The 26,033-nt window shown below is 62.8% G+C and carries 20 protein-coding genes and 1 pseudogene; 7 read left to right on the top strand and 14 right to left on the bottom strand.

The features are described 5' to 3' along the window. Window positions 1-637: 637 nt before the first annotated feature. From AOT83_RS24015 to AOT83_RS23995, 5 genes are all read left to right on the top strand, one after another. Window positions 638-1,375 (top strand): NAD(P)H-dependent oxidoreductase, encoded by a 738-nt coding sequence (locus AOT83_RS24015; RefSeq protein WP_234797736.1) that lies wholly within the window; start codon window positions 638-640, stop codon window positions 1,373-1,375. 529 nt (window positions 1,376-1,904) lie between these two features. Then, complete coding sequence (locus AOT83_RS24010) at window positions 1,905-2,642, top strand: cutinase family protein (protein WP_057963661.1); 738 nt, start codon at window positions 1,905-1,907, stop codon at window positions 2,640-2,642. A 487-nt stretch (window positions 2,643-3,129) separates the two neighbouring features. Further along, window positions 3,130-3,627 carry a DUF417 family protein gene (locus AOT83_RS24005; protein ID WP_057963674.1) on the top strand — a complete coding sequence of 166 codons (498 nt, stop codon included), beginning with the start codon at window positions 3,130-3,132 and terminating at the stop codon, window positions 3,625-3,627. Window positions 3,628-4,033: 406 nt separating this feature from the next. After that, entirely contained in the window at window positions 4,034-4,738 is a 705-nt protein-coding gene (locus AOT83_RS24000; protein WP_346424265.1) for a sigma-70 family RNA polymerase sigma factor, read from the top strand. Window positions 4,739-5,342: 604 nt separating this feature from the next. Continuing rightward, window positions 5,343-6,293, top strand: coding sequence for a LysR family transcriptional regulator (locus AOT83_RS23995; protein WP_057963659.1), 951 nt, complete (start codon window positions 5,343-5,345; stop codon window positions 6,291-6,293). 74 nt (window positions 6,294-6,367) lie between these two features. Here the strand turns inward: AOT83_RS23995 and AOT83_RS23990 are convergent, their stop codons facing one another. The 6 genes from AOT83_RS23990 to AOT83_RS23965 all read right to left on the bottom strand — a co-directional run bounded on the left by AOT83_RS23990 (window position 6,368) and on the right by AOT83_RS23965 (window position 12,023). Continuing rightward, window positions 6,368-6,625: a DUF6510 family protein gene (locus tag AOT83_RS23990; RefSeq protein WP_057963658.1), complete on the bottom strand. Its 258-nt coding sequence runs from the start codon at window positions 6,623-6,625 to the stop codon at window positions 6,368-6,370. After that, complete coding sequence (locus AOT83_RS23985; RefSeq protein ID WP_057963657.1) at window positions 6,625-7,356, bottom strand: FAD-binding oxidoreductase; 732 nt, start codon at window positions 7,354-7,356, stop codon at window positions 6,625-6,627. The genes AOT83_RS23990 and AOT83_RS23985 overlap by 1 nt, the downstream gene beginning before the upstream one ends. Beyond that, window positions 7,353-7,946 carry a molybdopterin-dependent oxidoreductase gene (locus tag AOT83_RS23980; protein ID WP_057963656.1) on the bottom strand — a complete coding sequence of 198 codons (594 nt, stop codon included), beginning with the start codon at window positions 7,944-7,946 and terminating at the stop codon, window positions 7,353-7,355. Before AOT83_RS23980 ends, AOT83_RS23985 begins: the two co-directional genes overlap by 4 nt. Window positions 7,947-8,497: 551 nt before the next feature. Continuing rightward, window positions 8,498-8,971: a TetR/AcrR family transcriptional regulator C-terminal ligand-binding domain-containing protein gene (locus AOT83_RS23970; protein WP_057963654.1), complete on the bottom strand. Its 474-nt coding sequence runs from the start codon at window positions 8,969-8,971 to the stop codon at window positions 8,498-8,500. A gap of 314 nt (window positions 8,972-9,285) precedes the next feature. Continuing rightward, window positions 9,286-9,480, bottom strand: coding sequence for a hypothetical protein (locus AOT83_RS27960; protein WP_131727837.1), 195 nt, complete (start codon window positions 9,478-9,480; stop codon window positions 9,286-9,288). Between the two features lie 293 nt (window positions 9,481-9,773). After that, a complete protein-coding gene (locus tag AOT83_RS23965; protein ID WP_057963653.1) occupies window positions 9,774-12,023 on the bottom strand; it encodes a LuxR C-terminal-related transcriptional regulator in 2,250 nt (749 codons plus the stop codon). A 167-nt stretch (window positions 12,024-12,190) separates the two neighbouring features. Between AOT83_RS23965 and AOT83_RS23960 the strand changes: the two genes are divergently transcribed. Beyond that, window positions 12,191-12,478, top strand: coding sequence for a hypothetical protein (locus AOT83_RS23960; RefSeq protein ID WP_057963652.1), 288 nt, complete (start codon window positions 12,191-12,193; stop codon window positions 12,476-12,478). 93 nt (window positions 12,479-12,571) lie between these two features. Then, a complete protein-coding gene (locus AOT83_RS23955) occupies window positions 12,572-12,874 on the top strand; it encodes a hypothetical protein (protein ID WP_057990363.1) in 303 nt (100 codons plus the stop codon). Window positions 12,875-12,963: 89 nt separating this feature from the next. Here the strand turns inward: AOT83_RS23955 and opcA are convergent, their stop codons facing one another. From opcA to AOT83_RS23915, 8 genes and pseudogenes are all read right to left on the bottom strand, one after another. After that, a complete protein-coding gene (gene opcA / locus AOT83_RS23950; protein WP_057963650.1) occupies window positions 12,964-13,875 on the bottom strand; it encodes a glucose-6-phosphate dehydrogenase assembly protein OpcA in 912 nt (303 codons plus the stop codon). Window positions 13,876-13,906: 31 nt separating this feature from the next. Beyond that, window positions 13,907-15,448 (bottom strand): glucose-6-phosphate dehydrogenase, encoded by a 1,542-nt coding sequence (gene zwf, locus AOT83_RS23945; RefSeq protein WP_057963649.1) that lies wholly within the window; start codon window positions 15,446-15,448, stop codon window positions 13,907-13,909. Continuing rightward, window positions 15,445-16,560, bottom strand: coding sequence for a transaldolase (gene tal / locus AOT83_RS23940; protein WP_057963648.1), 1,116 nt, complete (start codon window positions 16,558-16,560; stop codon window positions 15,445-15,447). Before tal ends, zwf begins: the two co-directional genes overlap by 4 nt. A gap of 51 nt (window positions 16,561-16,611) precedes the next feature. Then, complete coding sequence (gene tkt / locus AOT83_RS23935; protein WP_057963647.1) at window positions 16,612-18,705, bottom strand: transketolase; 2,094 nt, start codon at window positions 18,703-18,705, stop codon at window positions 16,612-16,614. Window positions 18,706-18,804: 99 nt separating this feature from the next. Continuing rightward, entirely contained in the window at window positions 18,805-19,818 is a 1,014-nt protein-coding gene (gnd, locus tag AOT83_RS23930; RefSeq protein WP_198530390.1) for a phosphogluconate dehydrogenase (NAD(+)-dependent, decarboxylating), read from the bottom strand. A 29-nt stretch (window positions 19,819-19,847) separates the two neighbouring features. After that, on the bottom strand, window positions 19,848-21,458 hold the full coding sequence (gene pgi, locus AOT83_RS23925) for a glucose-6-phosphate isomerase (protein WP_198530389.1): 1,611 nt from the start codon (window positions 21,456-21,458) through the stop codon (window positions 19,848-19,850). Between the two features lie 461 nt (window positions 21,459-21,919). Then, window positions 21,920-23,818, bottom strand: a pseudogene (locus tag AOT83_RS23920) (glycoside hydrolase family 15 protein); the annotation flags it as partial. 1,071 nt (window positions 23,819-24,889) lie between these two features. Continuing rightward, complete coding sequence (locus tag AOT83_RS23915; RefSeq protein WP_057963644.1) at window positions 24,890-25,501, bottom strand: acid phosphatase; 612 nt, start codon at window positions 25,499-25,501, stop codon at window positions 24,890-24,892. Between the last annotated feature and the right edge of the window lie 532 nt (window positions 25,502-26,033).

The following is a 26,033-nucleotide window of genomic DNA, read 5'->3' as shown; positions in this document are numbered from 1 at the left end:
CTGGCCACCCGCTACGACAAACTCGCCATCGTTTACCGCGGCGGAGCAGTCCTAAGGGCCATCACACTTTGGCTACCGCATTTATCAGACACGGCCTAGTTCTCGACGTGGTTCCGGTGAGCGGATGATCCGCAAAACGGTGGGACAGCCCTAAGAGCTAACCCGGTCTCTTCGCCAGAGTGGTCTGCTCTTGCGGCGCAGATATGCGAAAGGCCTGTGCTGCAGAGACCAGATCGACCTCTCTTCGGTTCTGATTCGTTCGGGCGGAAAGGCGCCATGGCCGTCGGACGCCACATGGTTTTCTTCAAGGCTCGTCTGGATCAGCATTCCGTAGGCGCCACTGTACGGCATGGTACAACTTTCAGCCAGATTTGGACCCCTGCTCGGCCAGCCCCTTGAACCGCTCAGTCTTGGGCGTACCACGTAGTACAGTACGGCGACCAGATGGTGGGGTGTATGCGAGCTTTGGGTCACCCGTCCGAACGCCCGTCGTCGGGTGTAAGCGGAGCAATGCATCCCGAGATTGTCTTAACAAGTTCGGCGGAGCTCGGGGGCTCTGACTTAGTTGACCGCTTTCCAAGGCTGGGGACTCAGATCGTCTCGGCGAAATCAAGGGCAATAGAAGGGAAACTCTTCCGTGAACGAGATCTCGACGCCCATCAACAATCCAGCACCTGCCTTTGATGGTCTGCGGGCAACGTTTGTCAACTGCACTTTGAAGAAGTCGCCTGAACGTAGCCACAGCCAGGGTCTGGCAGATGTCAGTAGCGCACTGATGAAAAAGCATGGCGTCGCGGTAGATGAGATTCGCGCCATCGATCATGACATCGCCGCCGGGGTCTACCCGGACATGAGAGAGCATGGCTGGGACACCGACGACTGGCCCGCACTTTACGAACGCATCATGGCCGCCGACATCCTCGTTCTCGTGGGTCCCATATGGCTAGGTGACAACAGTTCAGTGATGAAGACGGTTATCGAGCGGCTCTACGGATGCTCAGGATTGCTCAATGACGCTGGGCAGTATGCCTACTACGGGCGCGTCGCTGGGTGCCTCATCACCGGTAACGAGGACGGCATAAAGCACTGCGCGATGAACATCCTCTACAGTCTGCAACATCTCGGCTATGTCATTCCGCCACAGGCGGATGCAGGTTGGGTGGGCCCTGCGGGGCCTGGCCCCTCCTACCTCGACGAAGGGTCCGGAGGGCCGGACAACGACTTCACCAACCGCAACACCACCTTCATGACCTACAACCTGATGCATATCGCATCAATGCTCCGCGCAGCCGGTGGGATGCCCGCGTACGGCAATCAACGTGCAGAGTGGGATGCCGGTTCACGATTCGGATTTGCAAACCCAGAGTACCGGTGATTGCGTGCGATGCCGTGAACCCAAATACGTTGTGCGCCTCCTACTCAGTAACGGCTAGCGAACAATGGCTCGCCTGGGCCCGGCCGCCTAAGCTGCTTGCTTCGAGGAAGCGGGTAGCAGTTCCGTATCGTCGTTAGTCAGAAATCGAGCGGTGAATCCGCGCCACAACTCCTCTACTGCAGGAGTTTTAGCGGCCAAAGCGGGCTAACAACGATGCCGAACTCGGTGCGAAGGCCGGTCGAGCCGGGCTGCGCTGCTATCTAACGTACCGCGTAGTACAGTTTGCGTACCGGAGCTCGGCTTTGGCAAGCGTTGGGAGCACACGCATGGAGTTGTCCGACGTTTCCCGCTAGCGGTTGAGCCGAAGTGGCGCCCCGCTGGTGATGCCGACAGCTTCGGAAGGGTAACGATTCGAGGCCAGCAGCGAATACCACCTTCCCGAACTCACGACTTCGTTAGTTGGCCAACGTCGAGGTGTTAGCCGCAAGGCGGCACGTATCGACTCCACGACATCTGCAAAGGAACGATCATGAAGATCAGTACCGTCGGGCACTGCTCAGCGCGCCCGCACGCCGGCGCGAGGTTAGCCGCCGCGAGTCTTTCCGTCATTGCGATGCTCATTCCGCAATCCCCGGCTACCGGAACCGCTGAAGCCGAACTCGAGTGCCCCTATGCACAAATAATTTTCGCTCGCGGCACGTTCGAACGGCCAGGCGTGGGTGCGACCGGGCAAGTCTTCATCGACGCCTTGAGTGGTCGCCTAGACGGCAAGTCCGTCGATGTGTATGCGGTGAATTACCCAGCGTCGCTGGACTTCAAGCACGCGGCTGAAGGCATCGTCGACGTCCGTAACAAAATCGAGTCCACCGCAGCGACGTGCCCCACTACAAAGATCGTCCTCGGCGGTTACTCGCAGGGTGCAGCGGTGGCCGGCTATACCCTCGCGGACACGATTCCGGCCGACTATGAGCTACCGACCGGCATCACCGGTCCCATCCCCGCGGCGATGGCAAACCACGTCGCAGCGGTGGCGCTGTTCGGCACGCCAGGTGCCAGTTTTATGGCATTCTTCCAGCGCGACGCACCACCTATTAGCATCGGCAGTACCTTCCTGGCCAAGACGATTCAGCTCTGCGCGCCCGGCGATCCAGTTTGTTCTCCCGGCGGCCTCGATCGCGCAGCCCACAGTTCCTATACGGACAACGGAATGGCAGTGGAGGCAGCGGAATTCGTCGTTCGCGAGTTGTCGGAGGTGGCTACCGCCTGAATATGGGTTACGCGCCTAATTCGTCGTGGGGTCGCACGGATGCCGCGTTCTCGCAGGGCCTCCACGCCTAACTCACCGGACCAGGGCCGGGTAGCAGAGCAGGCGAAGCGGTCCTACGGACTGACGTTGGCACTCAACGCGAGATGATTTTCGCCGTGTACCGGGGCAACAGGTCGAACAACAGCCGAAGATAACACGTTGGTGTCCACAGCTACCCCCCCTTTGAGGGGTACAGCCTTCCTTCTGGGAAAATGGCTATAAGCAAATCCGATATCTCAATGAAAGCATTTGTTTTACACCACCGATTGTCTGCTGCTTTGGGATCGCGGGTTCTTTAATCGCGGTGTACCTTCTCTTCAGGGTCGCCGTGACATATTAATTTTACCCCTGTCCCCATCGCTGAACTCGCGAGATGTTTCCCGTCCGGTAACTGCATGAACGGAAGGTGTCACTTGTGGCTACGGAAATTAAAGCGGTTAATACAAAGTTGATAACTGCCGAGCCAGCGGTCAGCGCTGTGGGGAATCTCGTCGCTCGCTATGGCTTGGCGCTCGTTATCGGATGGATAGGGGTCTGTAAGTTTTTCACATACGAGGCGCAAAACATCCAGCCTCTTGTGTCTAACAGTCCGTTTATGGGCTGGATTTACCGCTTACTCAGCATTGATGATTTTTCTATGATGCTGGGCATTGTTGAAATCGTTACCGCCCTACTGCTGGCTGTGAAACCGTGGTTTCCCGCGATTTCGCTCGTTGGAAGTCTGGTGGCGGTCCTGCTCTTTGTGAGCACTCTGAGCTTTTTGGTAACTACACCTGGTGTGGGCGAGGCGTCAGCCGGCGGCTTCCCGCTACTGTCGATGACTGGCCAATTCCTCATTAAAGACATTGTCTTACTAGGCGTGGCGATATTTACGCTCGCCGACGCAATGAGGGCACTCAGCTCCGGTGCATCGCTGACCGTCGATCACGAAGAAGCGCAGCAGTGACATATCGGTGTCGCCGATCTTCTTAACTAGATTCGGCTGAGGGAATTTAGACACCATCGCTCGTTCGAGCGGCGTGTGAAACGTCCGTGTGCCTAGCGCCATATTGATGGGCCCGCAAGTCATTTGCAGGAAGATCGAAATGGCCCGGTACGCGCGCAGCACGGCCCTTTGCCTCGGTAATCATTCGCGACTTATGTTCGTTTGGTCAGACCTGAACACCTCAGATATTACGAGGGCTACCTAGTTATTAGATGAAGAGGACTTAAGTCGATTTGGCGTCACATATGAGCATTGATGCGACGGACCGCCACGCGGTCATCTCGGCGGGACTCTTGATCCTCACATTAACGACCTGGCATTCGGCAGAGTTCGCTAACTCAGACCTGCTCTCCCGAAGTTCCCGTCAGTGACACCCCTGATACCTCATTGCAGCACGGAAGCGGTGCTGAATCCGGCGACCGCGGTTCGACCTGAGCCTAAGGTGGGATGTACCCCTGGGCCCGTGTCGGCTCTAGCCGAGCGGTTCGAACGTGAAGCCATTCCCTACCGCGCCACCCTCCTCTGCACCGCCCGGCGACTTACACATCGGGAGGTTGATGCTGAGGACCTGGTTCAGGACACAATGGTGAACGCGTTTTTGGGCTTCGAGCGTTTCCAGCCCGGCACCAACCTGAAGGCGTGGCTATTTCGGATCATGCACAACCGATGGATCAGCGCCTACCGGATGAAACAATCTCGCCCAGAGACCTATTGCCTCGATGCGATGGCTGGTATCGCTAGCACCGCTTCGCGTGCAAATTGGTTCGCGCGTTCGGCAGAGGACGAGGCCGTGGACGGTCTATCCGACCACGGCTTGGAAGAAGCACTTCGGTCGCTGCCGGAGGGGTTCCAAAAGGTGCTTTACTACGTTTGCGTCCAGGGTTTCACATATGCCGACACTGCGACCCTTCTGGGGGTTCCAGTTGGCACGGTCAATTCCCGCCTATCGAGGAGTCTCGGTCGACTCCGTGCTCAGCTGGCTGACAACACGGACGGTCCAGGCGCTCGGTCAAATCGCCGTCCGCCTTCCCAACAGCCATTGCCGCCAGTGGTTATCACTATCGAGCGTTAAAAAGGATTGCGAGGACTCAACGTTGGCGATGTCTGCCCCGAACGATGGCAGCGGCCACTGCACGTGACCATGGGTCGATAGTGATCGCAGCGAAGCTGCCGGAACACTAACGGATGCGCCGACGTTGCCGCATTCGGAACCGCAACTGGCTTTCTGTCGGCTTTCGATGAAGCAGCATGATCGTCATTGTGCTCAGGCTTCGGACACGATCGCCCCACGCTTGAACTGTACGGAATGGTACAGTGCAGCGGTCGGCGACTGTTGGTACTGGCCTGGCCTGGCCTGGCCTGGCGTCGTGTCCGGACGCGGGTGTATCAGTCGGACTCCAAGGCGCATCGCCGCTGACCGCTCAGAGCCTTGGCTGGATGCGAAACTGATTCAGCTCCTACGGTTTAAGGAGTTCCTGCCAATGACCTTGCCATCGGGCATGACGTTCGCCGGCAGCAGTGCCCCGCTTGCAGAAAAGTTGGGGACGCCACAGGGCTTCGAGGCGCGAGCCCTCTTTACGCAGAGTTGCCCCTGTCCAAACCACGATTGGGTGGCCGCGCGAACCTCATACACTCTGTCGGAGTTGGGGTTCGATGTCGGCGGGGTGTGTCCCTAGATGGAGCCCCGTGTCGAGATTCGGCATCTCCGTGCATTTGTCGCAGTGGCGGAGGCCGGTAGCCTTTCGGCTGGTGCTCGCAGCCTGGATGTTAGCCAACCTGCAGTGTCCCAGAGCGTCGCGGCGCTAGAGGAGTCACTCAATATGCGCCTGCTTGTGCGGGGGTCCGGCGGTACATCACCGACTCCGGCTGGGACCGTATTGCTGAGTGAGGCGCGCATCTTGATTGGCCGGTTCGAAACGGTCCTCGCTAAGATGGCGAACCTGTCGCTGGAAGTCGATGCCCCATTGCGGATCGCCGTTCCCGGTGAGATGGCGGTCCAGCCGCTTACGGATGCCCTCTCGAAGCTGGCAGCCTCACGCTTTCGCAGTACAGATGTTCAGCTCACTCAATTGCCCTGTCCTGCTCAATTAGCAGCGCTGAGAAAAGGCACGTTGGATTTGGCGCTGATGAGGGAACGGCCCACTGACGACAACCTCGATGTCGCCCTGGTCGCCGAGGAGCCTTTAGGCGTCCTCGTAGCCACCGAGCAGGCTCAGCGTTTGAGGCTGGGAACGGCGGACTTACGGTTGGACGACTTGGAGCGTCTGCAATGGTTGGGATTCCCTAGGTCAGATAGTCCGGCATGGCACGACTATGTGTCGGCTGTCCTTCGGACTCATGGAATTGGGACAGGGGCAGAGACTGCAGATCTTCGAGAGCAAGTGCTGGAGGTCAAGCTTGCTCGATTGAGCATGGGTGGACGGTTTGCGCTGGTTCCACGTGGATATCTGCAGCACTTTCCCGACTCGTTGCTGTGGATACCACTAGTTGGCGAACCGCTGGTGCGCCGGACGTGGGCTGGATGGCCAGCCTCGTCGAAACGCCGAGATGTGGCTCTGTTGGTCGCGGCAATGGAGGACCCACTCAACTCGGTAGCTTCAGGCGAGGTTGGTGGCGGCCGGGCCTAACAGTGGCGCGACTGTCGAAGGCCTGGATCGCACTGCTTCAGAACAGGTTTCGGTTGCATGCTCTGGGAGGGCCCTCATGGCCGTGCTATCGCGACGTGTGCCAACCCTGAGAGGTTGACGATCACTTCTTGCGGCTTTTGGACGATGACAGCGAGCATGCCCTGGCAGTGCTCGCATCGCAGGACCGCCCCGATCGCGGTCACAAAGGCGTGGGCGCGCGCAAGTTCGAACATGCGACGGCAGCTTCCGCATCGTCCGGTTGCGGCGGTTATCTCGATGCCAAGAGTGTCGGCGAAGAGTCCAGCGAGCGCGTTTCCGTCGAGGTGGGTCATCAACTGCCTCCGAAGCGTTCCGTGCGTATCCGTTTGGGGTCGTGGCCGAGTTGGAGAAGCCAACCGGCAATCGTCTCGACGAACGGTGTAGGTCCGCAGACGAAGATGCGCGGTGTCGCTATGGCGGGGAAGGCGAAATCGGCGACCGACTCTCGAGTTAGTCGTCCGGCGGCGCGCGGCGATCCCGGGGGAGATTCCCGCGTATGCACGATGTCGACGGTGGTGTGTGAGAGCGCCGAGAGCTCGTCGGCGAAGAATACGTCCGCGGGCGTCCGGACCGAGTACAGCAGTCGGAAGTCGGCATGGTCTGCCTCGTGCTCACGGGCCGCGGCCATCGCGAACAGCGGGACCACGCCGGATCCGCCGGCGATGAGCTGAACCGGGGAATGGTCGGATTCTGATGGGATCCAGACGAAGTATCGTCCCAGAGGGCCGTGCACCTCGAGCTCGTCGCCCTCCGCGAGCTGGTGCACGAGGTAAGGCGAGACTTCACCTGCGGGGACTTCGTCGACCGCCAGGATGACTCGCGTCGTCCCGCCCGGCGACGCAATCGAATAGGACCGGGTCGCCTGATAACCGTCAGGGGCGGTGAGGCGGACGTCGAGGTGGGAACCCGCGGGGTTTCCCGGCCAGGTTGGCACATCTAGATCGAGGCGGACCGCCGACGCGGTCTCTCGACGGCGGCCGACAACGCGTCCGACGTGCCAGCTCGCCCGGATCGGAGAAGTCACCAGTAACGTTCCTCCCGCCACGGATCACCACGGAGGTGGTATCCGTTCTGTTCCCAGAACCCGGGCTCATCGCTGCGCATCATCCGTATCTCGCGGACCCACTTCGCGCTCTTCCAGAAGTAGAGGTGGGGCACGAGAAGACGCGCGGGTCCCCCATGCTCGGGGGTCAAGGGCTCACCCTGTGCCTCGGTCGCGATCCACGCTTGGCCGTCGAGTAGATCGTCGAGGGGCAGGTTCGTGGTGTAGCCGCCGTGGCTTCGGACCATGACGTAGTCGCAGGAGGTGTCGACGTCTTCAAAGAGTCGGTCGAGGGGCACCCCGCGCCACGCCATGTCGAGCTTCGACCAATGGGTGACGCAGTGGATGTCGGTGACGATGTCTTCCAGGCCGACGTTCTGGAGCGCGTTCCAGTCCCATCCGTGCTTGGTGCCCGTCTCGGTGGTGATGGTGAACGTCCACTCGGGCGCCCCGATACCGGGGGTCAGGCCGGCCGTCAGGACCGGCCAGTCGTCGACGAGCGTCTGGCCCGGCGGCAACCGTAAGTCGCTGTCGCCGCGACGGTTACCAAATCCGCGATTGATCACTGCCATGGGAAGCTCCTTCGCGTGTCACGCGCGTTTGGGTGTGCTCGTGGGCACGTCGACGGCCACGGGGACGTCCGACGCCCCGCAACCCTTGACCCGTGGTCCGCTCTGCACTGTACCGCGAAGTACATCATGCTGTCATGAGATCGCACTGCCGGCTCTTCGGCCCTGTTGTGGCGTGCGAATGACTATCGAACGCGCGCGGCGGAGAGGGCCACTCGGTGGACCGGCGACAATGTGCGCGCGAAAACCCGATCGGTGCGCGCGGTACCCGAGGGCCGCGGCGAGGCAACGGCCGGTGGAGCGCCGCTGAATGAAGGCGATCCTGCGAGTGGGCCCAGCTCATACGGCAATGAGATCCCGATAGCTTGGTCCAGGAGATCGTCGCCACCGTGCAGGGTGGGTTGAAGATGACCTGATTGCGCGACGGCGGAAGGCTTTTCGACTATACGGTCGATAGCCAGGCTGCGGTCCTTGTCGCAGGGAAACGCCCGGCGACGCCAGGTCGCGTCGAAGAGCTGACTGAACCGGTTCCGGGCCCGTTGACGAGATCGCACTCAGACCTGGTAGCGCCGCAGCGCCGCCACCGCGTCGTCGAGCACGTCACGGATGATTTCGATCCGGCCGTGGACCGAGGCGAGGAAGTATCCGCCTTGCAGAGCCGCGAGGAGGCTGGCGGCGAGGCGGTCTGGATTGGCATCAGGGTCCAGCTCACCGCGCTCCTGGATGCGGCGCAAGCCTGCTGCCAGGTGTCCCTCCCAGGTGCGGAAGGCAGCACTCAACGCAGGTCGGTACTCCGGGGAATTTTCCAGTTCGGTCGCCAACGTTGCGAGGGGACAAGCGAACCGATCACCGTCGCCGGGTTGTGCGTCGACAACGCGCGACACCCACGTGTCGAGCCCGTCCCACGATAAGATCGCGTCGGCGGCGTACTGACTGCTGTCGAGTACGCCCGTGAGTTCCCGGTCTATGACCGTTTGGACTAGTTCGGTCTTGTCGCGGAAATGGCGATGGACCTCCAGGTGTGGCATGACCTCGGTGCCCTCCTTGTCCTGGTGCGCGGTCCTAGCACGCAGCGGGATTCGCGAGGATCACCGTCGACGTACCGCTCAATCAGCGTCGGCGGATCCTGCACCAAAGCGCCGCCGGGTCCTGACTACAGATCCTGCAGCCGCAACGGGTGAGCTGTCATCACCCCAATCGGCCATTCACCCGGGTGAACGGAGGTGGAGCTACCCACTCGCGCCTGCTAGGTCTCGTTCTTCCTCGGCCCGTGGGCCCCGGGCGTGGCGCGATCGTCACGGCCGGGAGCATGCGGTGGTGCTGACAACTCCGCACCGGAGGGTCAATACCGTTCGGAACGGCCCTCAAGCGCCCCGAAGGTAGTGGGCCGCGCCGCCGTCCACCCGACGGTGTGCGCGCGGTGATAGATGCACGAATCGGCGAGGTAGCCGTCGAACGGATACGAGCCGACCTGCGCGGCCGTCGCCGGCCTAATCGTCGAAGAGCTCGCCATCGCTGTCGGCGCTGTCTCCGTCACCGTCCCAAAGGTGGATGACGGGTAGCTCACGGAGAGTCGCCGCGCCAGACTTTCATGTGTGCGTGCCTCTGTGCTGGGTTGTCTGCGTAGCTGTGCGGCAATCTGACCAGCGTCGCGAGCACTGCCTCGGGTAGTGCCGTCCTGCTGGTCGCCACGGAGGACAGGATGCGCGCGATCGCGAGAATTCTTCCTCGCAACCCAGTTCGACACATACCATCGCGCGCTCATGGCGACTCAGTCATGGGCCTGCCGAGCCACAGGCGTGCTCAGGTGTGGGCGTGCATTCAGGCGTGTTACAGAAGACCGAGTTCGCGGGCGCGGGTGATCGCGGCGCGGCGGTCTTCAGCGCCGAGTTTGCGATAGAGGGCGCGTTGGTGGGTCTTGACGGTGTTGAGTGACACGTACAGTCGTTGGCCGATCTCGCGGCGTGAAAGTCGGGTGGCCAGCAGCCGTAGGACTTCGAGTTCCTTGGGGGTGAGCTCCGCACCGGCCGGCGTGCCGTGGGCTCGGCCGATGGACGTGACATCCTCGGAATCGGCGGTGATCAGCAGCCCGTGAACGATGCCCGTATCGGTGCAGTCCCGCAGCCACGTAGCAGCCTCGCTGCGGCTGTCCTGGGCGGCGGAGTGCTCTCCGAGGCGCCCAAGGATCTCGGCGGAGATCAGCAACGCGTGGGCCACCTCGAGGACCCCTGCGCCGCGACGGGCCAACACGACCGCCATCTCGACGGCCGCCGCGGCCGCGGCCGCGTCTCCGCGCATGTCGAGGATGATGGCTGTGGCAAGGGAGACCATCATCTCCACAAAGTGCTCGTCGTCGGACAAATCTCTGCTGCTGCCGGTCGCACGATGGATCTGCTGCTCGGCCTCGACCAGCCGACCTTGGCTGGCCGAGATCATCGCCAGATAGCCCAATGCGTATGTGCGGGCGAGGTGATTACCTGAGTTTTCGGCCTTGCGCACCGCTACGCGGAAGGCGCCCTGGGCGTCGGCGGTTTCGCCCGAGAAGTACAGCGCGGAACCATAAACGCAGTAGGCGGCCGCCGCACCCAGGGGTGCGTCGCCGAGGTCGAGGGTGATCGCCCGCCTCGCCGCGGCGAGCGCCTCGGCGAGGTCACCGGACTTGAAACGGTGCGCCGCGGCCAGGACGGCAACTTGCCCGCCGATGAGGTCGACATCTGTGGTGCCGTCCGACAATGTTGACTCAACCGCCTCGATCCAGCTGCCGGCCTCGTGGAGGCGACCGAAATCCAGGGCGATCCACGCCCTCGCCACACCCAACCGAGCATCGCCTGACACGGTCTCGGAAGGCAGCAGATCCAGCCAGCCCGAGACCGTCGACAATTGTCCCTGGTTGAAAATGGAGGCCCAGTGGGTGGCAATCAGCTCCGCGGTCCCCGCTAGATCACCCGCAGCCACCAGATGGTGAGCAGCGTCGTCGATGAAGCCCTGCTCGGCTAACCAGGCCGCGGCTCGTTGATGCAGGCCCCGAATGAGGTCAGGCTCGGTGCGGTGCATTTCGGTGCGCAGCAATTCTGCGAACAGCTGGTGATAGCGATACCAACGCCGAGAGACATCCAAGGGCTGCAAGAAGAGGTTCTCCCGCTCGAGAACCTCCAGCACCGATGCCGAGTCGCCGGTCTGCAGCACCGCGTCGCACAGCGCACCGTTGAGCCTGCGCAGCAGCGAGCTGCGCAGCAGGAAGTCGCGCCGTTCAGGCGACTGGCCGTCGAGCACTTCTGCGATCAAAAAGTCGACGATATGCCGGTTGTCCCCGGCGAACGTCTCAATGAACGATGCGACATCGGAGCGCCCGGCCAGCGACAGCCCGGCCAGATACAGGCCGGCGGCCCACCCCTCCGTGCGGCGAAACAACAATTCAACTTGGGCATCGGTCAGGTCCAGCCCGAGCACGACGCGCAGCAGTTGATCCGTTTCACCTACCTCGAAGCGCAACTTTTCGGCCCTTACCTCCAACAGTTCACCGCGGGCCCGCAGTCGCGCCAACGGCAACACCGGGTCCGAACGTGTCGCGATGAGTATGCGCAACGTCGGCGGCATCCGCTCGATCGCGAACGCCACCTGCTCGTGTACGGTCCGGTTTTCCACCAGGTGGTAGTCGTCGAAGATCAACGCGACCTGACAGTCCAGGGCGGTCAGTTCGTTGAGCAGGGTCGGCACCACCACCTGCACAGGGTCCGCCCCCATCCGTATCAGCTCGAAGGCGCGCGGCGCCACACCCGGGCTGGCCTTGCGCAGCGCAGCAATCACGCAGCTCCAAAATCGCGTCGGGTCGTTGTCGGACACATCAAGAGACAGCCAACCGCGCCGATCTTTGTCATCGGCGCCACTCACCCACTGCGCCAACAATGTCGTCTTGCCCCAACCCGCGGGTGCACTCAGCAACGTGAGCCGCCGGAATGGCTCCGCCGACAACACCCCGATCAAATCAGCGCGCTCAACGAGCCGGGCGCGGATCGCCGGCGGAGCCGACTTGGCGGCGAGCAACACCGCTGGCTCACCGCCCTCCCCGTCGCCAACCACCTTGGCATGGTGAGTCTTATCCGATCGCGACGATACGTCCGGCCGCTGACTGTCGCTCGTCGCCGTCCTCCTTAGACCGCCGCCCAAGACCGAACCGGAAGACTCCGGTCCCGCGCGATGCTAAACGTACTGGGCGCTCTCACCCGGGTGAGTTCCATCGCCGGGCGATGACCACTCACCCCGCGACGGTAAACGATGGATCACCAGATGACGCGCGGAAGGTCAACGTGGAGCCAATGGTGTACCAGATCTGTGTTCGCGGTCGCTTGACCGCGCGACTGGCCGCGGCGATGGAAGGGATGACCATGCAGGCGGGTGCGGTCGACACGGTGTTCACCGGCGAGGTCCGAGACCAATCCGAGCTGTACGGACTCCTCGACCGGCTGCGCGATCTTGGCTTGGAGCTCATCAGTGCGCAACCACAAGCTGCGGCTCGTCAGGATCCCGACGCGTAGGACGCCGCGCGATGATGACTGCACACCGGCAATCGTTGCCGAAACCAGCCGACACGCATCGCGACGACGGAAGGCGATCGCAGCTACGTGGGCGTGAACGTATCAGCACGGCATGAACGGCCGACCGCCGGACATGATCGCGTCATCAGCTCCGAGGGAGCTGACTCGGAGGCGCCGCTGCCCGAGAGCGGTGTCCATCGTAGATCTGTCCGCAAGGCAACGCCCGCTGCGCGATTTGATGACCAGCTCTGCCCCAGCTTGGAGCGGGTCTACGACAATTCCTCGCATAAGGGGGCGTTGATGCTGCTCACCTACACCCTGGCCGGTCAGGCAGCTCTCGCGCCGAGTGGCGACCCGGCCGAAAGCTCGACTTTGTCGTTCACGGCTACCCGGTAGTGGCTTCGCAAAATTGCTCTGACGCGATCACCCGGTCGCCGGCGGCATCACCAATTCATCTGTGTGGGAGTATATTTCGATCATTGGATTCATGTGTACTGCACCTTGTCTATGCCCCGTAGGGCATCGAGGTAGATTTCGTCGGCATCGAGCCTGCGCATATCCTCGGCCAAGCAGTCGCGGGTCTCTCTACGCGCCAGCGGAAGTTTGGCGTCGGGTTTGGCGGTCCGGCTCAGGGTGGCGGTGACCCCTTGCTGGGGGCGACTCAGTGTGATGGTCTCGCTGGGGCGGACCAGTTCGATTTTGAGGTCGCCGACCGTGCGTTGGACGGGGCCGTCGATGCGGCTGGCCAGCCAGCCCGCCAGAATGTCCAGTGCGGGTTCCTCCTTGCGGCCGGAGACCAGTGCGGACTCAACCGGTTCGTGTGGGCCGTGGTCCAGCGCTGAGGTGAGCATCGCCCGCCAGTAGGTGATCCGGCTCCAGGCCAGGTCGGTGTCCCCGGCCGTGTAACCCCCCAGTCTGCTCTTGATGCAGGCCAGCGGGTCGACGCCGAAGGTTGCATCGGTGATCCGCCGGATCGCCAACTGCCCCAACGGGTCCTGTGCGGGCGCCCGCGGGGCGAGACCCGGCCACCAGACCACCACCGGGGTGTCGGGCAGTAGGAACGGGGTCACGGTGCTACTGGCCTGCGCGGCCAACGGTCCGGACAGCTTAAGCACGACGACTTCGCCGGCGCCGGCGTCGTGGCCGACCCGGATCTGTGCATCGAGTTTCGCCTCGGCGGCATCCCTGTTCACTGGGAGTGCGACGATCACCCGGCACGGGTGCTCGCGGCTCGCGGAGTTGGCGGCCTCGATGGACTCCTCGAGGTCAGCCTCGCTATCGGGTGCGATGACCAGGGTGAGCACCCTGGCCAAGGTGAACGCGCCACCCTCCTGGCGCAGTGCGTCCAGTCGCTTGTTGATCGCGTTGGTGTTGGTGGCTTCCAGCTCGACGATCATCGGTGTCCTCGATTCTTCGCGCAACCGCTCATCAGGGCCTCCGCCATTCCCGGCCGGTCCGGCGCAGCATCTCGAACGCCGAACCGGGTCCCCAGTCACCGGACTCATACGGGTCGGGTCTCCCATGGGCAGCCCAGTATTCGAGCGCGGGATCCAGTATCTCCCACGATAATTCGACCTCCTGGTTGACCGGGAACAACGACGGCTCGCCGAGCAGGACATCCAGGATCAGCCGCTCGTAGGCTTCCGGGGAGTCCTCGGCGAACGCCGACCCGTAAGAGAAATCCATATTTACATCGCGGACTTCCATCGAATGGCCGGGCACCTTCGAACCGAACCGCAGCGTGACGCCCTCGTCGGGCTGCACCCTGATCACCAGCGCGTTCTTGCCGAGCTCATCGGTCATCGTCGCATCGAACGGCAGGTGCGGAGCCCGCTTGAAGACCAGGGCGATCTCAGTGACTCTGCGGCCCAGGCGTTTTCCTGTCCGCAAGTAGAACGGCACGCCGGCCCAGCGGCGGGTGTCGACCTCGAGGGTGATGGCAGCGAAGGTCTCGGTGGTGGAGGTCTTGGAAAACCTCTCCTCCTCGAGCAGCCCGATCACCTTCTCGCCGCCCTGCCAGCCTGCGGTGTATTGGCCGCGAGAGGTATTCTCGTCCAACGGTTCCACCAGTCGTGTCGCTGAGAGCACTTTGATCTTTTCGGCCTGAAGTTCAGCCGGGCTGAAGCTGACGGGCTCTTCCATCGCGGTCAGCGCGAGCAGTTGGGTCAGGTGGTTCTGGATGACATCCCGTGCCGAGCCGACACCGTCAAAATAGCCGCCGCGGCCCCCTAGACCGATGTCCTCCGCCATGGTGATCTGGACGTGATCGACGTAGTGGGCATTCCAGATCGGGTCGAACAGCTGGTTGGCGAACCGCAACGCGAGGATATTCTGCACCGTCTCCTTTCCCAGATAGTGGTCGATTCGGAACACCGACTCTTCCGGGAAGGCGCTGTTGACCACGTAATTGAGGGACTTCGCGCTCTCCAAGTCGTGCCCGAACGGCTTCTCAATCACCACGCGACTCCAGCGGCCGCCTTCCGGCCGAGCTAGGCCAGACCTGGAGAGCTGCTTACACACCGTCGGGAAAGCCTTCGGCGGAACCGACAGGTAGAACGCGTGATTGCCGCCGGTACCGCGCTCGGCATCGAGCTCGTCCAGCGTCTCCTTCAACGAGGCGAACGACGCCTCATCGTCGAACGCGCCCTGCACGAAGCGGATGCCCTCGTTGAGTCGGTCCCAGACCTCCTGCCGAAACGGTGTGCGCGCGTGCGCCTGCACCGCGTCATGCACAATCTTGGCGAAATCCTGATCCGCCCAGTCGCGCCGGGCGAACCCGATCAGGGCGAACGTCGGCGGCAGCAACCCACGATTGGCCAGGTCGTAGATCGCAGGCATCAGCTTCTTGGTGGCGAGATCGCCGGTGACACCGAAGATCACCACTCCGCACGGGCCTGCGATCCGGGGCATCCGCTTATCACGCGTGTCCCGCAAAGGGTTTACCCAAGCGGTGGTGGCGGTGTCGGTCATTTCTTCTCGTCGAGCTGACCTTGGGTGGCCTCGAGAAGCTCCTGCCAGGACTTCTCGAACTTGTCGACGCCCTCGTTCTCCAGCACGATGAACACATCGGTGAGATCGATACCGACGGCCTCGAGTTTGTCGAACATCTCCTGGGACGGGCCCGCGGTACCGGTCAGGGTGTCGCCGGTGACGACGCCGTGGTCGGCGACCGCATCCATCGTCTTCTCGGGCATGGTGTTGACGGTGTTCGGCCCGACCAGCTCGGTGACATACAAGGTGTCGGAGTAGCCGGGATTCTTCACGCCCGTCGAAGCCCACAGCGGCCGCTGCACCAGTGCACCATCGGCTTTCAGCACCTCGAACTCCGCACCCCCCACGAAGACCTCTTCGTAGGCGGCGTACGCGAGCCGGGCGTTGGCGACGCCGGCCTGACCACGTAGCGCCAGCGCCTCCTCAGTGCCGATCTTCTCCAGCCGGGCGTCGATCTCGGAGTCCACGCGGGAGACGAAGAACGACGCCACCGAATGGATCTTCGAGAGGTCATGTCCGGCCTCCTTGGCCTTCTCCAGGCCCTTGAGGTACGCGGTCATGACCAACTTGTGCCGCTCGACGGAGAAGATCAGCGTGACGTTGACCGAGATGCCTTCCGCGATGACCGCGGTGATGGCGGGCAGACCCTGCTCGGTCGCGGGAATCTTGATCAGCACGTTGGGCCGGTCGACGATCTTCCAGAGCTCGATGGCCTGCTGGATCGTCTTGTCGGTGTCATGGGCCAGGCGTGGGTCGACCTCGATGGAGACCCGGCCGTCGACGCCGCCGGAACTCTTGTAGATCTCGGCGAAAACGTCGCAGGCGTTGCGGACGTCGTCGGTGGTGACGGTACGGATGGTGGCGTCGACGTCGGCGCCGCGCTCGGCGAGTTCGGCGATCTGCTCGTCGTAGGCGTTGCCCTTGGACAGGGCGGCCTGGAAGATCGACGGGTTGGTGGTGACGCCGACAATGCTCTTGGTATCGCGCAGTTCGATCAGGTTGCCCGATTTCAACCGGTCGCGGGACAGGTCGTCGAGCCATACCGAAACCCCGGCAGCGCTCAGGGCCGCCAGGTTGGAATTCTGTGTCATTTCGCTTGTCTCATCCTCTAGTTATCAGTGTCAGCTGGTGGTCGGTCAGAACTAGTTGGCGATCGAGCGTTCCGCGGCGGCGGCGACGGCTTCGGGGGTGAACCCGAATTCTCGGAACAGGGTCTTGTCGTCGGCGGATTCGCCGTAGTGCTCGATCGACACGATCTCGCCAGAGCCGCCGACCAGCTTGTGCCAGCTCATCGCCACTGCCGCTTCGACCGCGACACGGGCCGACACCTGGGGAGGTAGCACGCTGTCGCGGTACTCCTTAGGCTGGCTCTCGAACCACTCGACGCACGGCATGGAGACGACGTAGGCGGTGATGTTTTTCTCCGCCAACAACTTCTTCGCCTCCACCGCCAACTGCAGCTCCGAACCGGTCCCGATGATGATCACGTCGGCGTCGTCGGCCGGATTGCCGCCACCGAGGACGTATCCGCCCTTGCTGACACCCTCGTAATTCGTTCCTTCCAGCACCGGGATCCCCTGCCGGGTCAAGATGAAGCCAGCTGGCCCGCTGCCGTTGCCCCGCGCAATGATGTTGCGCCAGGCGTACGCGGTTTCGTTGGCATCGCCGGGACGCACCACGGACAGGTTCGGAATTGCGCGCAGCGCGGCCAGGTGTTCGACCGGCTGATGGGTGGGACCGTCCTCACCGAGCCCGATGGAGTCGTGCGTCCAGATGTAGATGGTGTTGATGTCCATAAGCGACGCCAGCCGGACCGCGCCGCGCATGTAGTCGGAGAACTGCAAGAAAGTTCCACCAAACGCGCGGGTCGGTCCGTGCAACACGATGCCCGACAGGATCGAACCCATCGCGTGCTCGCGGATGCCGAAGTGCAGCACCCGGCCGTACGGGTCGGCGGTGTAGTCCTTCGTCGAAATTGACCGAGGGCCAAACGATTTCACGCCCTCGATGGTGGTGTTGTTGCTGCCCGCCAGGTCGGCCGAGCCGCCCCACAATTCGGGCAGTTTCGACGCCACGTCGTTGAGCACCTGGCCGAAGGCCGCGCGGGTGGCCAGCGCCTTGGATCCGGGTTCCCAGTAGGTCACGTCGACGTCCCAGCCGTCGGGCAACTCCCCGGCGAGCAGGCGGTCGAGCAGCTTCTTGCGCTCGGGCTCATGCTCGGCCCAGGCGTCGAATTCCGGCTGCCACTTCTCGTGGGCTTCCCGGCCCCGGTCCACCAGCTTGCGGGTGTGCTCGATGACCTCGTCGCGCACCTCGAAGGTCTTCTCCGGGTCGAAACCGAGGATCTCCTTGGTGGCGGCCACTTCCTCGTCGCCGAGAGCCGAGCCGTGCACACCGCCGGTGTTCATCTTGGTGGGGGCGGGATAGCCGATGATCGTGCGCACCGAGATGAACGACGGCTTGTCGGTGACGGCTTTCGCCGCTTCGATGGCTTCCTCGATGCCGGTGACGTTCTCGCCGCCCTGAACCTCTTGGACATGCCAGCCGTAAGCCCGGTAGCGGGCCGGAACATCCTCGGACAGCGCGATATTGGTGTCATGCTCGATCGAGATCTGATTGTGGTCGTAGAACACGATCAGATTGCCGAGCTCCTGGGTGCCCGCCAGCGACGACGCCTCGCTGGTGACGCCTTCTTCCATGTCGCCGTCGGAGGCGATCACGTAGACGAAGTGGTCGAACGGGCTGGTGCCGGGGGCGGCGTCGGGATCGAACAGGCCCCGCTCGTAGCGGGCCGCCATCGCCATCCCGACCGCCGACGCCAGGCCCTGGCCGAGCGGGCCGGTGGTGATCTCGACGCCCTTGGTGTGCCGGAACTCCGGGTGACCGGGAGTCTTCGACTTCCAGGTCCGCAACGACTCGATGTCTTCGAGCTCGAGCCCGAATCCGCCGAGGTAGAGCTGGATGTACAGCGTGAGGCTGCTGTGGCCGCAGGACAGGATGAACCGGTCGCGGCCGAGCCAGTGGACGTCGGACGGGTCGTGCCGCATTTGCCGCTGGAACAGCGTGTACGCCAACGGCGCCAGGCTCATTGCAGTGCCGGGGTGGCCGTTGCCGACCTTCTGAACCGCGTCTGCCGCCAGCACGCGCACCGTGTCGACGGCGACTGAGTCGACGTCGGCCCAGTCTTCGGGATGGTGCGGTTCGGTGAGGGCCGAGATCTCTTCCACTGTGGTCACAAGCTCACTCCTCGATGGCAAATCATTTGTCCCCGATCGACTTTCACAATGCGGTCTCCAGATGGATGTGTCGCGTGTGCGACGGACTGGTGGGTGGATCTACTTCTGTTCGGCATGGCCGCCGAATTCGCTGCGCATGGCTGACACGATCTTGTCGGTGAAGTTGCCGAGTTGTCGGGACTCGAATCGCTCGAAGAGTGAGGTCGTGATGACAGGAGCCGGAACACCCTCGTCCACTGCGGCGAGGACCGTCCACCGGCCTTCGCCGGAGTCGGATACCCGCCCGCTGAATTCGTCGAGTTCGGGTGAGCGGGCCAGCGCGTTGGCGACCAGGTCGACCAGCCATGATCCGACCACCGATCCGCGCCGCCAGACCTCGGCCACCTCGGCGATGTCGATGTCGTATTGATAGGCCCACGGGTCGCGCAGCGGGGTGGTCTCCGCGTTCACGGCTTGGGTTGCCTTGCCGGCGTCGGCGTGCTTGATGATGCTGAGGCCCTCGGCGATCGCGGCCATCATTCCGTATTCGACCCCATTGTGGACCATCTTCACGAAATGCCCTGCCCCACTTGGCCCGCAGTGCAGGTACCCGTCGGCGGCGGTGCCGGCGCGGCTGTCACGGCCCAAGGTCGGCTCGGCGGATCCGGCGCCGGGGGCGATCGTCTTGAAGATTGGGTCGAGTCGGTTCACGACTTCGGATTCCCCGCCGATCATCAAGCAGTAGCCGCGATCGAGTCCCCACACCCCGCCGCTGGTGCCGCAGTCCACGTAGTGAATGGCCTGGGTCACCAGCTGCTTGGCCCGGGTGATGTCGTCGCGATAGTAGGAGTTGCCGCCGTCGATGACCGTGTCACCGGGCTCCAACAGGGGGACGAGGTCGTCGAGGGTCGAGTCGACGATGGCCGCTGGCAGCATCAGCCACACTGTCCGGGGCTGTTCCAGCTTCTCGACGAGGTCCGCCAGTGATGCGGCCCCGGTCGCCCCGTCGTCTGTCTCGAGCTTCTCGACCGCGTCGGGGTTGACGTCGTAGACAACGCAGCGGTGCCCGTCGCGGATCAGGCGCCGAACGAGGTTGGAGCCCATCCGGCCTAGCCCGACCATACCCAGCTGCATTGATGTGCCAGTTGCCATGTTCTTCTTTCTCACTTGAGTGATCGGTAGCGCCGGATCAGCTTGTTGGTCGACGAGTCGTGGTCGAGTTCGGGTTCGGCATCGCTCTGCAACCCCGGCAGGATCGCCACGGCCAGTGCCTTGCCTAGCTCGACGCCCCATTGGTCGAAAGAGTTAATGCCCCAGATGGTTCCCTGCGTGAACACGCTGTGCTCGTAGAGCGCCACCAGTGCGCCGAGGATGTGGGGGGTCAACACCTGCGCCAGCAACACATTGGTCGGACGGTTTCCCTCCATGACCCGGTGCGGCACCACCGCCTCGGGAGTCCCTTCCGCGCGAACCTCCCCCGCGGTTTTACCGAAGGCGAGTGCCTGGGCCTGGGCGAGGACATTCGACGACAAGATGTCGTGGTGGTCGCCCAGGGGGTTGAGGCCCTGCGCGAAGCCGATGAGGTCAACCGGTATCAGCGAAGTTCCCTGGTGGATCAGCTGGTAAAAGCTGTGCTGGCCGTTAGTGCCAGGCTCACCCCAGTACAGCGGGCCGGTCTGGAAGTCCACAACCGTGCCATCGAGGGTGACGTGCTTGCCGTTGGACTCCATCGTCAGCTGCTGCAGATACGCGGGAAAACGCTTGAGGTACTGGTCGTACGGCATCACGCCGACCGCAGAGGCCCCAAAGAATTCCACGTACCACACAGTGAGCAGGCCCATGAGCACAGGGAGGTTTCGAGGCAGCGGCGTGGTGCGGAAGTGTTCGTCCATCGCGTGCAAACCGGCCAACATTTCGTTGAACTGATCAGGCCCGAGTGCCACCATCGTGGACAGGCCGATGGCCGAATCCATCGAATACCGACCCCCGACCCAGTCCCAGAAGCCGAACATGTTCGCGGTGTCGATCCCGAACTGCGACACTCGCTCGGCGTTCGTCGAGACGGCCACGAAGTGCTTGGCGATCGCGGACTCGTCGCCCAGCTGGCCGAGCACCCAATCCCTCGCTGAGGTGGCATTAGTCAGGGTTTCCAGGGTCGTGAACGTCTTTGACGACACGATGAACAGCGTCTCTTCTGCCGACAGGTCCCTGGTGGCTTCCGCGAAGTCCGTCGAGTCCACGTTGGAGACGAACCGGAATGTCAGATTGCGCTCGGTGTAGTGGCGCAGCGCCTCGTAGGCCATCACCGGGCCCAGGTCGGAACCACCGATGCCGATGTTGACGATGTTGCGAATCGGCTTGCCGGTATGGCCTTTCCAGTCACCCGAGCGGATCTTCGTGGCGAACTCGGCCATCCGGTCCAAGACGTCGTGCACCTGGGCGACCACGTCGACCCCGTCGACGATCAACGCGGCGTCTTTCGGCATACGCAGTGCCACATGCAGAACCGCACGGTTCTCGGACACGTTGATCGGCATCCCGGCGAACATCGAGTCGCGACGCTCCTCGAGACCGCACTGCTGGGCCAACTCCACTAGAAGATCGACGGTTTCATCGGTGATGCGGTTCTTGGAATAGTCCAGATAGAGCCCAGCCGCCTCGGCGTTGAACCATTCGCCGCGATCGGGGTCGTCGGCGAACAGGTCACGTAGATGGCGGTTCCCGATCCTGGCGTGGTGTTCGGCGAGAGCGGCATAAGCGGGGCGAACACGCAACGGTGAATCTGGCATATGAAGTCCTCTTCGTGGGTCGGCGTCGGTGGGTCGGTGGCTCGTCGGCGTGCAGTTCCTCACGGGTCAGGTCGGGGAAGGCCTTGCGGTGGCCCTCGAACGTCGTGTCCCACGCCCGCAGGGGCTGGTCGCCGCGGGCGGTAATGCTCGAGGCGAAACTGTTGTAGACAGTGGCGGGGGCATGGAAGTCGGCCTCCACGCCCTTTGTCGTCGGCATTCAGGATGGCTGCGCGACGCCCGAATCATGTTGATCATGACGGTATCAACGTCGGGTCCACATGAATTAGACTGTGCACCAACAGAAGTGTTAACACCCACCAGATCAACCACTGAGAGAGCTCGAGGAGTGGTCCGTTGGGGTCCGTGTTCACCTGGGGTGCTCATTGGTCTCTTTTCTTCACTCCGTGGTCTGTAGCGTGGTCGGCCCGGCGGTGGTGATGAGTCGTCTAGGTCGGTGCGGCGGGGAGGAATACTCCGGCGCTGTCTGATGCTTCTTGGGACCGGATGACGTGCACTACGGCGTTGATCAATGCCAGGTGCGTGAACGCTTGGGGGAAGTTGCCCAGATGCCGGCCGGTGCGCGGCTGGATCTCCTCGGCGTAGAGGTTGAGCGGACTGGCAAACGACAGCAGCCGTTCACACAGCTGCCTGGCGCGGGTGATCTCACCAATCTCCACCAGCGCCGAGACCAACCAGAACGAGCAGATGACGAATGCGCCTTCCTCACCGTGCAATCCATCGTCGGTCTCCTCGACGCGGTAGCGCAGCACCAGGCCGTCTTCGGTGAGCTCATCGGCGATCGCCAGCACGGTGGCACGCATCCTCGGGTCGTCGGCGGGCAGGAAGCGGAGCAGCACGGCCAGCAGCAGCGCCGCGTCTAGCGCGTCGGAGCCGTAGCGCTGAACGAGCACACCTCGGGAATCGACGCCGTTCTTCAAGACGTCGGCCCGGACTTCCTCGGCGATCGGGCGCCATTTCTGCACGTAGGCCTGTTCACCGCGAATCTCGGCCAGTTTCGCCCCACGGTCCAGCGCGACCCAGCACATGATCTTCGACGACGTGAAGTGCTGGGGTTCGCCGCGGACTTCCCAGATGCCGCGGTCCGGGTCGCGCCAGTGCTTTATTGCCTCCTCGACCTGTTGTATGAGCATGAGCCACAATGTTTCTGGTATGTCATCGCGTGACTTGGCATGCAGATACACCGAGTCGAGGATCGTGCCCCAGATGTCATGCTGGTCCTGGTTGTAGGCGCCGTTGCCGACCCGCACCGGGCGAGCCCCGTCATATCCCGTCAGATGAGTGAGCTCCTCCTCGACCAGTGCCCGCTCCCCGCCGACGCCGTACATCACTTGCAAGGGACGGTGTTCATCGCCGTTCGCGCAGGACACCTCGGCGATGAACGAGAAGAAGTCGTCCGCCTCCCGGTCCAGGCCCAGCGTGTACAGACCCCACAGCGCGAACGTCGAATCGCGCACCCACGCGTAGCGATAGTCCCAATTGCGTTCGCCGCGTGGCGTTTCTGGTAATGACGTGGTGCTCGCCGCCAGCAGCGCGCCGGTGGGGGCGTACGTCAGCCCTTTCAGCGTCAGCGCGCTGCGTTGTAGATATGTCCGCCACGGGTGATCCGGAAAGTTCCCCGAATTGATCCATTCCCGCCACATGTCGCCGGTCTTCCACATTTTGTCGGCGGCTTGCTCATAACGTGGCGGGGGCGGCGGTTCCGACCAGGACAATGCGACAAACACGTTGTCGCCCTCTTTCATTCGGGTACGCGCGTGGGCTTCGCGGCCCTCAATACCCAACCGCAGATTGGTCGTGAGCCTGAGCCTCGGGTGCGTGTCGGGATCATCTTGGGCCGAAGCGATTGCCTCGCCGTAAGCGGGCCCGCAGTATTCCCAGCGGGCGCCGACCCGGTGGTAGTCGAATGACGGGGCGCAGTTCACCACCAGGTCGACGGTGCCGCTGACGCATCGCACGGTGCGCAGCAGGGTGTGCTCGGCGTCCCAGTCCATCGGGGTGCGGCGGTGGGTGGGTGACCGCGAGCCCACGTCATGCCAGGGACCCATCACCAGCGCGTCGCGCACGATGAGCCATCCTGTGTGGGTCTGCCAGGTGGTTTCCAGGATGAGGCTGCCCGGCAGATAGCGGCGTGCAGCCGGAACCGATACCCCTTTGGGGCCGACCCTGAAATGGCCGGCAGATCGGTCAAGGAGTGCGCCGAATACGCTAGGTGAGTCCGGTCTAGGCACGCACAGCCATTCCACCGACCCGGTGGATGAGATCAGACACGTGGTCTCGCAGTCCGACAGGAAGGCGTAGTCGGCGATGGGCGGGAACGGATTTCGGCTAGTAACTGTAGCGATTTCAGGAACCGTATTGGTGTCCAGCATCTGCGATGGGTCGACCCCTGTGTCCGTCGCGCTTTTTGGCCGGGTCAAGAGATATCAGGCTCATCGAGCGTGGTCATCGAATCCTAACGACTGTAGGCAATTTGACTCTATCGGTCTGAGGAATGCGACCCGACCTGTCTCAAGTTGGCGGGTCACCAGAAGGAAGAACCAGCGGCGCAATGGCTTTGACACGAAACTTTCCCAGACCGCCGCCGAAATGGAACGCGACGGCCGACTCACCGACAGCCGGGGTGGTGAAGGGCAACAGACGGCGGACACGCAGACTGACCAGCAGGGCGTCGGTTCAGGGTCCTCCAAAGCGTCGACGAGAGGTCATGCGGCTTGTATGGCCGCGTCCAGCAAATGCTCGATGGGGCCGGGCTGAGCATGCGCGTCACCGTGTGACGCTTCTGATGCTCACCAAACTGCCTCCACTCAAGCACTGTGACAACAAGTCCCGATCTAGCGATGAAGTTTGTGGCGGTGCACATTCAAGATTGATGCCAATGCAGCCAAACCGTACCACGCAGTACGTTCGCGGGCTGTACTGAACAGTACAGTACGTCGTGCGGACTTATAATGCGAACCGATGTCCTCGTCGCCGCATTACAGGATTCGTAGCGACTCGATGGCTCGGTCGAGGGGCATCGACGGATGCGCCCACTGGCAGACGCCGTTCTGCGGGGAAACCGGATTGGGGCGGTGGGCGGCTGTACGCTCGCGCATATGGTCCCGGGCCGCGACCGAACCGACGTGTGTCGTCGTGCACTATCAACTTTGTTGCGGTTGTGCGCCTCCGCATGACAGAAGCCGTCGCCCAAATGCTGTGCAAGTGAGAATTCTCGGAAAACGTACAATTGCGATAGCGGGATGCTGCTTCCTATCGTCAATTCTCCTGTCCAGTCATCGACAGCACATTGGCCGGGCCGGCAGGATGCGAACAGGTCGTAGCCGTAGACAGGCAGGGTTCGGGGGTTGATAGTTCCGGCTGGCGAGATCATCTCGACGCTTGCACGCCCGCGCCCGTCACTCCGGCAGACACGGATTCGGGTGACCAGTCAGCCCCAGGGCTGCGATCTGGCGCATGCCGTGCTCGAAACCGCACACCGCGATCGACGCGGGAGCCATCGACACGCGAATCCCATCGCTGACTGGCATCTCCATCCACCGCATCAGTATCGAGCGGGAAAAGTGACCGTGGCCGACGAACACGATATCGCGGGAGCCGATATGCGACAGGGCCAGTGCGACGGCGCGGTCGGCGCGCACCGTTACGTCGGAGACGCTTTCCCCGCCGGGGCTGCCATGCGTCCACACCGTCCAGCCGGAAACGGTCTCGCGGATCTGCGGCGTCGTCAGCCCCTCGTAATCGCCGTAGTCCCACTCGGCGAGAAGGGGGGTGATCTTGCTGACTGTCAACCCCGCCAGCTCAGCGGTTACTAGCGCCCGACGTCTTGGGCTGCTAAGTACCAGCGGGTCCGTCAGCTGTAGAGCGGCGAGCGCTTCGGTGGCCAGCCGAGCCTGATCTCGGCCGACGTCGGTGAGTTCGAGGTCAGTGGTCCCGGTGTGCCGCCCGTTGGCCGACCACTCGGTCTCGCCGTGGCGCAGTAGGAACAATCGGTGCCGTTCGATGGTCACGCCACGACTCCGGTGTGCGGTTCACTCGTACGCGCGAATTGGGCTTTCGTTACACGATGATGTCGTGTCAGCGGACCTCCGGCAGCGGGTCGTGACATGCGAGTGAGCAGCCGCCTCCGACATTTGTGCTCAGAGTGGCATGTTGCAGATGAACTAGCGGAACGTGATTCGAGTGCATCGTCGCTGCGTTGCGGATCTCGGTGACGAATAAGCCACGCATCGCGGTCACTCCGTGAAGGCGCGGAACGTCCAGAGCCTGGGCGTCGACTACGTCGGTGTGTCGGAAATGCTGGCCCGCGTCGATCGCGCCCCTTCACCGCCAAGTCGATATTCACCGTGCCGCCCCAGTGCGGTTCGACGAATCTCACTGAGGGTCTGGCATATTCAAACGCAGGCACGCATCAAAGTGTACTGCCCGGTACGGTTTGAGCAACATGAGGGCTATCTTTTGCCCGAGCCTCGACCCATCGGCCGACCCAGGTGAGGTGCGGGGGGTTGGTTTCTAGAATGTTTTCGGTGGCCAGCAGGTATC

Source organism: Mycobacteroides sp. H001, from assembly GCF_001440005.1.
Classification (GTDB): Bacteria; Actinomycetota; Actinomycetes; order Mycobacteriales; family Mycobacteriaceae; genus Mycobacterium; species Mycobacterium gwanakae.
This window is presented reverse-complemented; position numbering and strand designations above follow the sequence as displayed.

What these genes read in the sequence shown, in the direction of transcription:
- AOT83_RS24010 (WP_057963661.1), top strand. Translation starts at nt 1,905, where the DNA reads ATGAAGATCAGTACCGTCGGGCACTGCTCAGCGCGCCCGCACGCCGGC.
- AOT83_RS23995 (WP_057963659.1), top strand. Translation starts at nt 5,343, where the DNA reads ATGGAGCCCCGTGTCGAGATTCGGCATCTCCGTGCATTTGTCGCAGTG.
- AOT83_RS23990 (WP_057963658.1), bottom strand. Translation starts at nt 6,625, where the DNA reads ATGACCCACCTCGACGGAAACGCGCTCGCTGGACTCTTCGCCGACACT.
- AOT83_RS23980 (WP_057963656.1), bottom strand. Translation starts at nt 7,946, where the DNA reads ATGGCAGTGATCAATCGCGGATTTGGTAACCGTCGCGGCGACAGCGAC.
- AOT83_RS23970 (WP_057963654.1), bottom strand. Translation starts at nt 8,971, where the DNA reads ATGCCACACCTGGAGGTCCATCGCCATTTCCGCGACAAGACCGAACTA.
- AOT83_RS23960 (WP_057963652.1), top strand. Translation starts at nt 12,191, where the DNA reads ATGACCACTCACCCCGCGACGGTAAACGATGGATCACCAGATGACGCG.
- opcA (WP_057963650.1), bottom strand. Translation starts at nt 13,875, where the DNA reads ATGATCGTCGAGCTGGAAGCCACCAACACCAACGCGATCAACAAGCGA.
- zwf (WP_057963649.1), bottom strand. Translation starts at nt 15,448, where the DNA reads ATGACCGACACCGCCACCACCGCTTGGGTAAACCCTTTGCGGGACACG.
- tal (WP_057963648.1), bottom strand. Translation starts at nt 16,560, where the DNA reads ATGACACAGAATTCCAACCTGGCGGCCCTGAGCGCTGCCGGGGTTTCG.
- gnd (WP_198530390.1), bottom strand. Translation starts at nt 19,818, where the DNA reads ATGCAGCTGGGTATGGTCGGGCTAGGCCGGATGGGCTCCAACCTCGTT.